The sequence below is a fragment of the Flavobacterium sp. GW823-FHT06G12 genome, from assembly GCF_058794775.1.
On the sequence record NZ_JBXAHE010000005.1, the window covers coordinates 28,627 to 43,325 of the forward strand.

Below are 14,699 nucleotides of genomic sequence, written 5' to 3' on the forward strand. Positions count from 1 at the left end.
TAGATTAATTTGCCCATAATTATTTATTCTCGCTAACAAAAACACGCATAAGGCACTTTTTTATTAACCTACTAATTTTAAGATTATGTCTAAATTGCAAGCTTTAAAAAACTTTCGTTTTCCAAATGTTTTCATTCTTATTTTAATAGTTTTTATATCATGTGCCCTATTAATATGTATCAATTTTTTTACTATTAAAATCCTATCTGCCAATAGAGCTTATGTAAACGGTGAATCTCATTATTCAAAAGGACAAAAAGATGCATCAAGACATTTAATTACATATTTATTTACCAAGAGTCCCACTCAATGGAAATTATATCTAGAGGAATTAAAAGTACCTCAAGGAGATGGCATTGCAAGAATTACTCTTTTGAAAGCTGGAGACAATAAAGTTGCTAGAGAAGGTTTTTTAATTGGACGAAATAAAGAAGATGACTTAGACGATATTATTTGGCTATTTGAAAATTTCAAAAATGTAAGCTTTTTATCTAAAGCTATACACGAATGGGGACAAGGAGATAAGTTAATTTTCAATTTGTTTGTCATTGGACAACAGATTAACGCAAAAATCAAGCATAATTTATTAACTCCTGAAGATCAAAAAAAATACTTAAAAGAAATTAGTGCAATAAGCGATCAACTAACTATTAATGAACGCAATTTTTCAAACACATTAGGAGAAGGAACTCGAAAAATAAAAGACTTTTTAATTATTACAAACATCGTTTTCATTTTGATTATCATTTGTAGCGTTTGCATGTATTATTCGATTATGGTCAAAAGATTATTGGTTTCAAAGAAAGAAACTGACGTGAAAAATGAAAATCTTATTATTGTAAATCGCGAATTGGACCGATTTGTTTACAGTGCTTCGCACGATTTGAGATCACCGATAACTTCATTAAAGGGACTTATTGAAATTACAGCATTGGAGGATGATGTGCGGCAAGTTCGAACTTACCTCCAAATGATGCATCAAAGTCTTGCCAGACAAGATCAGTTTATTAGCGATATTATTGATTACTCTAAAAATAAAAGAAAAGAAGTGATCATGGAACCAGTAAGTTTAAAAGAGCTATGCAATGAAGCTATTCTACAGTTAATGCATATTGAAAACGCAAACAGAATTAAATTTACCCAAGAACTTATGGTTGATCAGATCGAAAGTGATGGTCTCCGCTTAAAAATCATTATCAACAATCTGCTTTCCAATGCTATAAAATATGCGGATTGCAACAAACAAGAAATGTTTATCACAATAAAAACTTATTTTAGTGAAGGTTTAAATAAAATTGAAGTAACAGATAACGGAATAGGCATTCATGACGATCATAAAGCTAACATTTTCGACATGTATTTTGGAACAAATAAAAACAAAGGTTCTGGACTTGGCTTATATATTGTAAAAGAAGCCGTTGAAAATATTAGAGGAGATATTTTTGTTTTCTCAGAAAGCAGTGTTGGAAGTAAATTTATAGTAACAATACCAAATTCATATGCCATATAGATCTCAATTTGTAATCATAGAAGACAATTTGATTGACCAATTTGTCACTAAAAAACTCCTTAAAAAAGGACTCGATATTAACCCTGTCTGTATTGCCAATAATGGAAAGGAAGGAATTGATTGGCTTATAAAGAATCAGACCACAAATCCGCTGATTATTCTTTTAGACATTCAAATGCCTATTATGAATGGCTTTGAATTTTTGGAAGAATTTGACAAATTACCAGAAGATGTAAAAGCAAGAACTGAAATTTTCGTGCTTTCTTCAACTTTGGATACTGATGAAATTAAAAAAGTTAAAGCAAACAAATATGTGTCTGACTTCTGGAATAAACCTTTTAGATTAGAAATATTGACGAATACTTTTCTTCAGGTTTAATTTAAAACACGATTTACTTGAGAAAAAGCTCTCGTGTAGTATGGTTCTTTTGTAGAAGAAATAATTACCCCACCGTGTGTTGATGAGTGAACAAATTTAATTTCGCCTCCTTCTGCTACTTCTACTATCATTCCCACATGGTTTATGTGGCGTCGACCATTAGTTCTAAAGAAAATCAAATCTCCTTTTTGAGCTTCTTCCGCACTTACTTTTGTTCCTATACGTGATTGTTCTATAGAACTTCTTGGCAATTTAATATCAAAGTTATTAAATGTGCAAATCATTAAACCTGAACAATCAAAACCAGCTTTAGTTGTACCACCCGATCTGTATCTTGTTCCGATATTTCCAGTAGCATTAGCAATAAGCTGTTCTATTAACTCAGAATGATTTCCTATTGTTCTAACAAAAGAAGAATCCTTTTTTATCTCTGGAAGAGTTTCTGCTACTTGATTAGAAGCAACTTCTGTCTGAACGTTTGGTTCTTGTGGCGTCTGTGTTGCCTGAATTGCATCTGCTTTTTCTTTTGGAACACGAATTTTTAATAGATATCCAACTGGCATTTTTCTTTTGACCGAAGGATTCTGGCGTTCTAACTCAGCAACCGTAATACCATATTCCTTCGAAATACCATATTTTGTTTCTTTAGCCTTAACTTCCCTCACAAGTTCCACATCTGTTGAAATGACTTCAGTAGAAGTTTCAGGTTGCTTTTCATCTGCCAAAGCCACGTCATTATTAGAAGGAATGGCAATTTGCTGGCCAATTTTTAAGCCTTCTTTTTCTAAAAGCGGATTTGCTTTCTTTAGATCATCAACAGAAAGATTATATTTTTTAGCAATTCCCCAGAGCGTTTCTTTAGATGCCACTTCATGAATTCCTGAAGTATTAGATGGAGCATTATAATTATCAGCTACAGCAACTTCAACATTTTTAGGTTTTGCCTTTGTAGTATTTTTGTTTTTATTTGGAATTAAGAGTGTCGAATTTAATTTTAATATTTTAGGAGCATTTGGATTTGCATCTGCAATATCTTTTACTTTCACCCCATATTTTTTGGCAATAACTGAAAGATTTTCTCCTTTTGAAATTTTGTGCTTAATAAAATTATCCTGCGCAAAAGCTCCAACACTGAAAAAAAACAATACTATTATTAACCGATAAACCATACTCTATTATTAAAGTTTTTACACTTTCTTTAAATTTCACATTAATCTCAACTCAAAAAAGACAAATATATTGCCTAAAAGGCGAATTTAACTTATTAAAGTAAAAAAATCGATATTTTTAACAATTATTTTACTTCAAATTAACAGCCTCGGCATAGAAATTGAGCCAACTTTTTGAAAAGCAGCTTTTTATAAAAAAGACATGTTTTTTTGATTAAATTTAACCTTACCAAAAACTTATTATCGTGAAAAAACTACTCTACATTGTCATTTTACTGCCTTTTATTGTAAATGCGCAAACTATAAGCGGAATCGTTAAATCTCAAAACACCAATTTGCCAATAGAAGATACCAATATATATGCATTACGCACTCAAATTGGAACTTTAACGAATGAGATTGGGGAGTTTTCATTAAATAATAAGATAAAAGCAAACGATACGCTTCAGGTTTCTCATATTGGCTACATCACGATAAAAATTGCGGTTAAAGATTTAAAGAAATCAAACAATACTATTTCGCTTGAAGAAGATATTGAAACCTTAAGTAATGTAGACATTACAAGTCGAAAAGTGAAATTAAAATCGAAACTTGATTTTACCCAACTTGCATCTTTAGAAACAGGAATATATTCTTTTGGCTCTACAGTAATAAATGATAAGATTTATGTGGTCGGCGGTGATAGCAGTGAAGAATCAAACGCGTTACACACTTTAAAAGAAAAAGGCATAGATAGCGAAGATCCTAAATTTGAACAAAAATACTTGCAATTAGTAGGCTTTCAAGGCAGTAAAAACTTTTACAACGGCGATTTATTAATATACGATCCAAAAACAGATACATGGGTAAAATCGGCTGAAAAATTTAAAAAAAGAGCTTATCACAATATAAATTATTACGATAACACACTTTATATCTTAGGAGGTAAAAGACTATCTACAAACAAAAAAAATGAATATTTAGATAATGAAATTGAAGTGTTTGATATTAACAAAAAAACCATTGCAATTGACAAAACCAATCCTCATAAGGCTGCAGATTTTGCTTCTTTCGTTTACAAAGACAACATTATTGTGATCGGTGGCTCAATAAAATCAAATGAAAAAAATCAAAAAATATTTACTGACCAAGTCCACATGTATAATATCACTTCTGGTTTATGGTATGAACTTGCAAAAATGCCTGATGCAAAAGAAGTAAAAGGAGTTTTGATTGGGGATAAGATCTTCACAATTGGCAATACTGACAGCAAAAGTTTCTCTGAAATTCAGAGTTTTGATTTAACAAGCGAAACTTGGAAAAAGGAAACAACTTTGTTCTCACGTTTAGAAAATCCAGCAATCGCTTCTGACAACAACACAATTTATCTATTTGAGGATGGAAAATTATTGGCTTACAATGTAAAATCGAAGCAAATTAAAGAGTATCTTGTTCAGCTTGAGCTAAAATCAGCCACAATGCATTTTTTAAATGACAAATTATACATTATCGGAGGCCACACATTTACAACATATATAAAAACTCCATCAGAAAAAGTATATAGCATTTCTATAGATCAGCTTGAAACCACAAGACCAAGCCGCGTTAGAATCTTATCACAAAATAATGTAGCACAAAGAAACTAGTTTTAGCAACATAATTCAAATGTGAAATATCAAAATAAAAAATGCCTTGAAATACAAGGCATTTTTTATTGAATATAAGGAATCTTTATATCTTTTAAGACACAATTAAAACGTAAAGACAAGAAACATTTACAAAACGTGTGAAGTAAAAAATTCTGCACCTTTTATATTTTACTCAAATATTTTAACACTAAAATTACCTCTATTAAATATTCTTACCTGAAAAATTGAATCCATTTTTTTGTATTTTTAAAAGGATTTTGAAACAAAATAAATTTATATCCGATTGTGAAAAAACTACTATACATTATCTTGTTATTACCCTTTATTACAAATGCGCAAACAATAAGCGGAATTGTTCGATCTAAAATCACTAATTTACCAATAGAAGACACCAATATATATGCATTGGGCACTCAAATTGGAACTTTAACAAACAACAAAGGAGAATTTGCATTGAATAAAAAAATAAATGCAAACGATACTCTTCAAATTTCCCATATCGGATACATTGCAACAAAAATTTCAGTTATAGATTTAAAAAAATCAAATTATACTATTTTGCTTGAAGAAGATATTGAAACCTTAAAGAATGTAAATGTCAACAATACCAAATGGTCAAAATTAAAATCCAAACTTGACTTTACAGAACTATCATCTTTAGAGTATGGCATTTATTCTTTTGGTTCTGTATTAGCAAATGGCAAGATCTATGTTGTTGGAGGTGATAATAGCGAACAATGGAATATTTTAACTACTATTAAAGGAAAAAACATCGGTGGTGATCCTACCAGATTTAGCGACCCTGGTTTTGGAAATAGATATCTTCTAGAACTTGGAGGCGATCCTGCTGAAAGAATTTTCTTCAAGGGAAATCTATTTGTTTATGATCCAAAAACAGATTTGTGGGAGAAATCAAATCAAAACTTAAAAAAAAGGGCTTATCATAATGTAAATTTTTACAACAATACCCTTTATATTTTAGGAGGAAAAAAAACGCCACTCATTAAAAAACGCGAATATTTAGATAACGAAATTGAAGTTTTTGATCTAAACACAAATATACTTGCAATTGATAAAACAAATCCACATCAAGCTATAAACTTTGCTTCTTTCACTTATAAGGATAACATCATTGTTATGGGTGGCTCAATAAGATCGACTGAAAGCGGCATAAAAACTTTTACTGATAAAGTACATTTGTACAATTTAACTTCTGGTTTATGGTATGAGCTAGAAAAAATGCCCGTAGCCCAAGAAGTAAAGGGAGTTTTGATTGGTGATAAAATATTTACAATTGGTAATGCCAACAATAGAAGCTTTTCTGAGATCCAAAGTTTTGATTTAACAAATGAAAGCTGGAAAAGTGAAGCAACTTTGCTTTGTCGACTCGAAAATCCGTCAGTTACATTCAATGATGAAACTATTTATATGTTTGAAGATGGAAAACTGTTCGTTTACAATATAAAATCGAAGCTAATCAAAGAGTACTATATTAAGCTTGAGCTAAAATCTGCCGCAATGCATTTTACTAATGACAAATTATACATTATTGGAGGATATGATTTCACCAATTACTATACCTCTCCTTCATCAAAAGTGTATAGCATCTCTATTAATGAGTTTGACACTACACGACCTTACCGAGTTAGGGTTTTATCGGAAAATAATTTAGCAAACAGGAATTAATTTTATCTATATAAATTTTGCACCAAAACAAAAAAAGCTCTGTTTTCACAGAGCTTTCAATATATAAAATCTAAATATTAAGCCTTTCCAGCAGCAATTAAATTTAATGCAGAACCTGCAACAAACCAGCCTATTTGACCTTCGTTGTATGTATGGTTCGCTAAGATAATATCTTTTGTGCCATCTGCATGAACAAACTCAATAGTTAATGGTTTTCCTGGAGCAAATTCTGTTAAATCTAAGAAGTTAATTGTGTCATCTTCTTGGATTTTATCATAATCTGCTTCATTTGCAAAAGTCAACCCCAAAAGACCTTGTTTTTTAAGGTTGGTTTCATGGATACGAGCAAAAGATTTTACCAATACCGCTTTAACTCCTAAGAAACGAGGTTCCATAGCAGCGTGCTCACGAGAAGAGCCTTCTCCATAGTTATGATCTCCAACTACAATAGACGGAACTCCTGCTGCTTTGTACGCACGAGCTACTGCAGGAACAGCATCATATTCACCAGTTAATTGGTTTTTAACTGAGTTCGTTTTTTGATTGTAAGCATTTACAGCTCCGATCAACATATTGTTTGAAATATTATCTAAGTGTCCACGGAAACGCAACCAAGGTCCGGCCATAGAAATATGATCTGTGGTACATTTTCCAAAGGCTTTGATTAATAATTTAGCACCTGTAATATTTTTACCATCCCAAGCATCAAATGGAGCTAATAACTGCAAGCGCTCTGAAGCTGGATTAACTACTACCTGAACGTTTGAACCATCCTCTGCTGGAGCTTGAAAACCTGGATCTTCAGCATAGAAACCCTTAGCAGGAAGTTCATCTCCTGTTGGTTCATCAAGCATTACCTCTTCTCCATCTTCATTGATCAATTTATCTGTCAATGGATTAAAACTTAAATCGCCCGCGATAGCCAAAGCTGTAACCAACTCTGGAGACCCTACAAAGGCTAACGTATTTGGATTGCCATCTGCACGTTTTGAGAAGTTACGGTTGAAAGAGTGAACAATTGTATTTCTTTCTTCTTTTTCTGCTCCTTCTCTATCCCACATACCAATACATGGTCCGCAGGCATTAGCAAAAACAGTTGCCCCAATTTTATGGAAAGTGTCAATAAAACCATCTCTTTCGATGGTAGAACGGACAACTTCAGAACCTGGAGTGATTGTAAACTGCGATTTTGTTTTTAAATTTTTATCAGCAACTTGTCTTGCCAATGAAGCCGCACGAGAAATATCTTCATAAGAAGAGTTTGTACAAGAACCAATTAGACCCACTTGAATTTGTAAAGGCCAATTATTTTTAACTGCTTCATCTTTCATTTTAGAAATAGGAGTAGCCAAATCTGGAGTAAAAGGACCATTTAAGTGTGGTTCTAATGTAGATAAGTTAATCTCAATAACTTGATCAAAGTACTTTTCTGGATTAGCGTACACTTCTGGATCTCCAGTTAAGTAAGGAGCAATTTTATCCGCAGCATCAGCCACTTCTGCTCTATTTGTCGAACGAAGGTAACGGCTCATTGAATCATCGTAACCAAAAGTTGAAGTTGTCGCTCCAATTTCGGCCCCCATATTACAGATAGTTCCTTTACCTGTACAAGACATAGCGGTAGCACCTTCTCCAAAATATTCAACGATTGCCCCAGTACCTCCTTTTACAGTAAGAATACCTGCAACTTTAAGAATAACATCTTTAGGAGCAGTCCAACCAGATAATTTACCTGTTAACTTAACTCCAATAAGCTTAGGAAATTTAAGCTCCCAAGCCATTCCAGACATAACATCTACAGCATCTGCTCCACCAACACCAATTGCCACCATTCCTAATCCACCTGCATTTACAGTATGAGAATCGGTACCAATCATCATTCCACCTGGGAAAGCATAATTTTCAAGTACAACTTGATGAATAATTCCAGCTCCTGGTTTCCAGAAACCTATTCCGTATTTATTAGACACAGAAGACAAGAAGTCGAAAACCTCATTACTTTGTGTTTTTGCTCTAGCCAAATCAGTCACAGCATCTACTTTTGCCTGAATCAAGTGATCACAGTGAACCGTTGTAGGAACTGCCACTTTAGATTTTCCAGCATGCATAAACTGCAATAATGCCATCTGAGCAGTTGCATCTTGACAAGCTACGCGGTCTGGTGCAAAATCAACATAATCAACTCCTCTTCCAAAAGCCTTTGTCGGATTTCCGTCCCAAAGGTGGTTGTATAAAATTTTCTCTGTCAACGTAAGTGGACGTCCAACAATCTCTCGTGCTTTATCAACACGATTTGGCATGTTTTCGTACACTTTTTTAATCATTTCGATATCAAAAGCCATAAGTTCTATATTATTTTTTGTTTTTTTATTTTATTTTGAACATGACAAGTTACAAAAAATAGGAGAGTTAAAAAAGAAAAAGCCCGAGTTTATCGCTCGGGCTTTTGATATATTAATAATCGTAAGATTACATTACTAACGATTTATTAGAAGGTGCAAATTTAGTCAAGTTAATACCTTCAACCGCAGTTGTATATTCCGCTAATGTTGGAGTTCTTCCTAAAATTGTAGACAAAACTACAACTGGTGTAGAAGAAAGCAATGATTCTCCTTTTTTACCTTCTTTATCTTCTACAACTCTACCTTGGAAAAGACGAGTTGAAGTTGCCATTACAGTATCTCCTTTAGCTGCTTTTTCTTGGTTACCCATACAAAGGTTACATCCTGGGCGCTCTAAATACAACATATTTTCGTATTCTGTACGTGCAGCACCTTTTGGAGCATTATCGTCGAATTCGAAACCAGAGTATCTTTGTAAAACTTCCCAGTCACCTTCTGCTTTCAACTCATCAACAATGTTATAAGTTGGAGGAGCAACTACAAGAGGAGCATTAAATTCTACTTTTCCTGTTTGTGCCTCTACGTTTTTCAACATTTGAGCAAGGATTTTCATATCTCCTTTATGAACCATACAAGAACCAATAAATCCAAGATCTACTTTTTTCTCTCCACCATAGAAAGATAATGGTCTGATAGTATCGTGCGTATATCTTTTAGAAACGTCAGCATTGTTTACGTCTGGATCGGCGATCATTGGCTCAGCAATTTGATCCAAATCAACTACAACTTCAGCATAATATTTAGCATTTGCATCTGGAGTTAAAGCTGGTTTCTCTGCCGATTTAATTTCAGCAATTCTCTTATCAGCTTTGTTGATCAATCCTTGAAGAACGTGTTTGTCGTTATCCATTCCTTTGTCGATCATGATCTGGATTCTACCTTTTGCAATTTCCAATGATTCGATTAAAGTATCGTCTTCAGAAATACAGATAGAAGCTTTAGCTTTCATCTCTGCAGTCCAGTCTGTAAATGTAAATGCTTGGTCAGCAGTTAATGTTCCAATGTGAACCTCAATGATTCTTCCTTGGAATACATTTTCTCCTCCAAATTGGTGAAGCATTTGAGCTTGAGTAGCATGAACAACATCACGGAAGTCCATATACCCTTTCATATCTCCTTTGAAAGTAACTTTTACAGATTCTGGAATTGGCATTGAAGCTTCTCCAGTAGCCAATGCAAGAGCAACAGTTCCTGAGTCAGCACCAAAAGCAACACCTTTTGACATTCTTGTATGAGAGTCACCACCAATAATGATTGCCCACTCGTCAATAGTAATATCGTTAAGTACTTTGTGGATAACGTCAGTCATTGCATGATAAACACCTTTTGGGTCACGAGCTGTGATCAAACCAAAATCGTTCATGAATTTCATCAATTTAGGAATGTTTGCTTGCGCTTTTTTATCCCAAACTGAAGCAGTATGACAACCTGATTGGTAAGCACCATCAACGATTGGTGAAATCACAGTAGCTGCCATAGATTCTAATTCCTGAGCAGTCATAAGACCAGTAGTATCTTGAGACCCTACAATGTTAACTTCAACGCGAACATCAGAACCAGCGTGTAATACTTTACCTGGCGCAATTCCAACAGCATTTTTATTGAAGATTTTCTCAACTGCTGTAAGACCTTGTCCTTCGTGAGAAACTTCTTTTGAAGGAGCATATACAAGCGGAGCCTCAATATCTAAAACTTTAGCTGCTAATGTTTGAAGTTTTTTACCAAATACGATAGCATAAGAACCACCCGCTTTGATAAACTCCATTTTTTGAGGAGTAAATGCTTTAGAAATGTCGATCAATTCCTGATCTCCGTTATAAAGTTTTTTCTCTTTAATATTGATAGTTAAAACAGTTCCTGTAGCAACAGAATAAGTTTGCTCAAGAATTGGTTCGTCATTTTCATTACGAATAACATTTCCTTCCGCATCAACTTTTTTAACCCAGTTTTTAAGGTCTAAACCAATACCACCAGTAACGTCAACAGTTGTTAGGAAAATTGGAGAAATTCCGTTTGTTCCACCAACAATTGGAGCAATATTTACGAATGGAATATAAGGGCTTGCTTGTTTTCCTGTCCAAAGCGCCACGTTATTTACACCTGACATTCTAGAAGAACCAACTCCCATTGTTCCTTTTTCAGCGATTAACATTACGCTTTTATCAGGATGTTGTGCTTGTAACGCTTTAATTTCTTGTTGCGCTTGAGGAGTAATCATGCACTGACCATGAAGTTCACGATCTGAACGAGAGTGAGCTTGATTTCCTGGAGAAAGTAAATCTGTTGAAATATCACCTTCACCAGCAATAAAAGTAACCACTTTAATTTCGTCTGCTACTTCTGGAAGTTTTGTAAAGAACTCTGCTTGAGCATAACTCTCAAGGATTTCTTTTGCAATTGCATTATCATTTTTGAATGCCTCTACCAAACGATCTGTATCTGCTTCGTAAAGGAAAACTTGTGTTTTTAGTACTTTCGCCGCTTCTTTTGCAATTGCAGCGTCATTACCTAAAGCCAAATCTAATAATACTTCGATAGATGGTCCACCTTTCATGTGTGAAAGCAACTCAAAAGCAAAAGCCGGAGTGATTTCTTTTACTACTGATTGACCAAGAATAATTTCTTTTAAAAACTTTGCTTTTTCACCTGCAGCACTTGTAGTACCAGGTAATGTATTGTAAATAAAAAACTTAAGAGAGTCTTCGCGATGTGCGTTATCTGCATCTTTAATTTGGGAAATGATTTCGCTTAATAATTCAGCTCCATCGATTGGTTTAGGGTGCAACCCTTGATTTTTTCTTTCTTCAATTTCTTGAATGTAATCCTGATAAATATTCATAATAAAAGCGGATTTATTTTTTTGAGGCAAATTTAAGCATTAAAGACGATAATTAAAAAAAATTTAATAGAACAAGCCTTTTCAAAAATTATTATTGTTAAAAAACGATTTTCAGTGCTTGTTTTTGCTAAAAAATCAATTTAATATTAAAATAATGAATTATTAATATTTAAAAATCTTTTCTTTAACAAAGTCGAAATTCAATGTTATAAAGCAAGTAAGTTTTTACATCTATTTTCGCAAAGAATCTTTCTAAATAAGTAATTACAACGTTATAGTTGGGATTTAAAACGTCATCTTGAAGACCTTTTTAGAGTCTCTGAAAACAAAAATCCTGACAATAAATTGTCAGGATTTCTATAAATGCAAATTTTAGATTTTACATTAGTTTTTTAATAATTACCTCTTCTGTTATACCTTCAGCATCAGCTTTATAATTTTTAATAATTCTATGCCTCAAAATACCCGTTGCCACAGCTTGAACGTCTTCAATATCTGGCGAAAACTTTCCATTAAAAGCTGCGTGTGCTTTTGCAGCAAGAATTAAATTTTGCGAAGCCCTTGGTCCTGCCCCCCAGTCTAAATAATTCTTTACAAAATCGTTTGTCAAAGAATTATCAGGACGCGTTTTACTCACCAAAGTTACGGCATATTCAATAACATTGTCTGCAACTGGAATTCTACGAATTAAATGCTGAAAATCGATAATTTCCTGCGCAGTAAACAACGGATTAATTTCTGTTTTAACATCAGAAGTCGTTCGTTTCACAACTTGAACTTCTTCTTCAAAAGTTGGATATTCTAATTTAATAGCAAACATAAAACGGTCCAATTGAGCTTCCGGCAAAGGATAAGTTCCTTCCTGCTCAATAGGATTTTGAGTTGCCAAAACAAAATAAGGCAAATCTAATTTGTGATGCTGTCCTGCAATTGTAACCGATCTTTCCTGCATGGCTTCAAGCAAAGCAGCCTGTGTTTTTGGAGGTGTTCTGTTTATCTCATCCGCCAAAATAATATTAGAAAAAATTGGTCCTTTAATGAATTTGAAGTTTCTATTTTCATCCAAAATCTCACTTCCTAAAATATCAGAAGGCATCAAATCTGGCGTAAACTGAATTCTTTTAAAATCTAGCCCTAAAGCCTGAGATAAAGTATTTATCATTAAGGTTTTTGCCAAACCTGGAACTCCAATTAAAAGTGCGTGTCCCCCAGAAAATATACAAAGTAAAATTTGATCTACAACGGCGTCTTGCCCTACAATAATTTTCGCTATTTCTTTTTTTAATTCGTTTCTTTTTTGAACTAAATTGTGAATTGCTGCTACGTCAGACATTTATAAATGTATTTAAAATTAAAAAGAGTTAATTCTATGAATTCATAAAACTAACTCTTTTTATTTATTTATTAAAACTTATTTTTTCAACCAATTGTTTGCAAACGTACAGTCTTTATATTCTCCAATAATTTTGATATACGTGTCTTTAATTTTAGCATCAAACCATTTTGCGATTGCATTGATTTGTTTTTCTTTTAATGCCAATTCTTTAATTTTAGTATAATCCTTCGCGTAATCAGCTGTATGCTCGTCAATTCTATTTGTAACCGTAATTAACTTATACGTCTTTTTACCTTTATCATCTGTATTTAAAAGTGGTTGAGAAACTTCGTCTCCTTTCAAATTTGAAACTTGGCTATATAAAGTTGGATCCATTTTTGTCAACTCAAAACGAGTATCTTGTGTTGTTGGATTTACCAATGTTCCTCCGTTTGCTCTAGTTTCTTTTTCATCAGATTCTGTTCTTGCAGCTTCGGCAAAAGTCACCTCTTTATTGACAATTTTATTTCTAATATTTGTAATTCTTTCTTTAGCTTCTTTTAAAGCTGCTTCTGAAACAGTTGGAGAAATCAATATATGACGAAGCTCTACTTCTTGCCCTTTAATTTTTTCTACCATAATAATATGAAATCCGTAAATTGTTTCAAATGGTTGCGAAATTTCTCCTGCCTGTAAACTAAAAGCAACATCTTTAAATTCTTTCACAAAAGGAGTTTTTCTTGTCATTTTGTAATATCCTCCATTTGGAGCAGATCCAGGATCTTGAGAATATAAAACTGCTTTTGTAGCAAAACTAGAACCTTCAAGAACATCTTGTCTTATGGCATTTAATCTATCTATTACTTTTTGCTTATCTTCTTTAGAAACTTTTGGCTCAACAACGATCTGAGCAACTTCCATTTCTGCTCCAAAAGTTGGCAATTCATCTTTTGGGATTTTCTTAAAGAAATTACGTACTTCCTCTGGAGTAATCTCAACATCTTTTACAATCTTATCCCTCATCTCACTAGCCAATTTCTGCTCTTTTAAGATATCAGCAAAATAAGTTTTAAATTCTTCAACAGAACCTTTTTTATAGTATTCTACTACTTTATTTATATCTCCAACTTGCTGTGTCATATAATTAAGACGTTCCTCCATCATACTTCTAACTTCAGCATCGCTTACAATAATACTATCCTGAATTGCTTGGTGAGCATATAATTTATCTTCCAAAAGTTTACCAAGCATCTGGCATCTTGTAATATCCTTTACAGATCCACCTTGTGCAGTAATTTCTAAAAATCCTTTGTCGATATCAGAATCTAAAACGATATAATCTCCTACTGTAGCGATAATTCCGTCAATTTTCATTTTTCCGCCAGAAGGAGTTTCAAGTGGCTTTTGAGCAACAACATCAGGAATAACTTCTTGCGCTGTGATGACTGAAGTAAAAAAAAGAAAAAAACAAATTGTTAGTGCAAACCTGTAATCAATTGTTTTTAGCTGTAATTTTTTTAATAGCATTATTTTAAATTTTATTTGAATGTAAGCCTTTTTTAGATAATCCCCCAGAAACTATATATGTTCGTTAAACATAAATAATTAAAGTATAGTTCTTTCGTAACTTATAACGAACAAAAATAACAATTCAATTACATAATCCAACTATCGGATATACTATTAACAAAAAATTATAGGATAGTTCGATTTCAATCTGCAAAATCATCTATTTCAGCTTTTTCAATTCACTTACAGGGATTTTTCTAAT

Annotated in this window: 9 protein-coding genes; 4 read left to right on the plus strand and 5 right to left on the minus strand. The window is 33.1% G+C overall.

Features of this window, described 5'->3' with window-relative positions; all coding sequences use genetic code 11:
- Positions 1-85 precede the first annotated feature (85 nt).
- Both AC1Q5Z_RS18530 and AC1Q5Z_RS18535 read left to right on the plus strand, forming a co-directional pair.
- Entirely contained in the window at positions 86-1,510 is a 1,425-nt protein-coding gene (locus AC1Q5Z_RS18530) for a sensor histidine kinase (RefSeq protein ID WP_278022583.1), read from the plus strand.
- A complete protein-coding gene (locus AC1Q5Z_RS18535) occupies positions 1,500-1,889 on the plus strand; it encodes a response regulator (RefSeq protein WP_278022584.1) in 390 nt (129 codons plus the stop codon). Before AC1Q5Z_RS18530 ends, AC1Q5Z_RS18535 begins: the two co-directional genes overlap by 11 nt.
- Here AC1Q5Z_RS18535 and AC1Q5Z_RS18540 read toward each other — a convergent pair.
- Positions 1,886-3,058 (minus strand): C40 family peptidase, encoded by a 1,173-nt coding sequence (locus tag AC1Q5Z_RS18540; RefSeq protein ID WP_492446316.1) that lies wholly within the window; start codon positions 3,056-3,058, stop codon positions 1,886-1,888. The genes AC1Q5Z_RS18535 and AC1Q5Z_RS18540 overlap by 4 nt on opposite strands.
- Before the next feature lie 245 nt (positions 3,059-3,303).
- Here AC1Q5Z_RS18540 and AC1Q5Z_RS18545 point away from each other — a divergent pair, with 245 nt between their 5' ends.
- Together AC1Q5Z_RS18545 and AC1Q5Z_RS18550 are read left to right on the plus strand one after the other, a co-directional pair.
- On the plus strand, positions 3,304-4,683 hold the full coding sequence (locus AC1Q5Z_RS18545) for a Kelch repeat-containing protein (protein WP_492446318.1): 1,380 nt from the start codon (positions 3,304-3,306) through the stop codon (positions 4,681-4,683).
- Between the two features lie 288 nt (positions 4,684-4,971).
- Positions 4,972-6,372: a Kelch repeat-containing protein gene (locus AC1Q5Z_RS18550; RefSeq protein WP_492446320.1), complete on the plus strand. Its 1,401-nt coding sequence runs from the start codon at positions 4,972-4,974 to the stop codon at positions 6,370-6,372.
- A 77-nt stretch (positions 6,373-6,449) separates the two neighbouring features.
- On the opposite strand, the gene AC1Q5Z_RS18555 is transcribed toward AC1Q5Z_RS18550, so the two are convergent.
- The 4 genes from AC1Q5Z_RS18555 to AC1Q5Z_RS18570 all read right to left on the minus strand — a co-directional run bounded on the left by AC1Q5Z_RS18555 (position 6,450) and on the right by AC1Q5Z_RS18570 (position 14,455).
- A complete protein-coding gene (locus AC1Q5Z_RS18555) occupies positions 6,450-8,714 on the minus strand; it encodes an aconitate hydratase (protein WP_488755127.1) in 2,265 nt (754 codons plus the stop codon).
- Positions 8,715-8,841: 127 nt separating this feature from the next.
- Positions 8,842-11,613, minus strand: coding sequence for a bifunctional aconitate hydratase 2/2-methylisocitrate dehydratase (locus tag AC1Q5Z_RS18560; RefSeq protein WP_343589001.1), 2,772 nt, complete (start codon positions 11,611-11,613; stop codon positions 8,842-8,844).
- 379 nt (positions 11,614-11,992) lie between these two features.
- Positions 11,993-12,946 carry an AAA family ATPase gene (locus tag AC1Q5Z_RS18565; RefSeq protein WP_177210634.1) on the minus strand — a complete coding sequence of 318 codons (954 nt, stop codon included), beginning with the start codon at positions 12,944-12,946 and terminating at the stop codon, positions 11,993-11,995.
- 78 nt (positions 12,947-13,024) lie between these two features.
- Positions 13,025-14,455, minus strand: a complete 1,431-nt coding sequence (locus AC1Q5Z_RS18570) for a peptidylprolyl isomerase (RefSeq protein WP_492446322.1) — start codon at positions 14,453-14,455, stop codon at positions 13,025-13,027.
- Positions 14,456-14,699 lie beyond the last annotated feature (244 nt).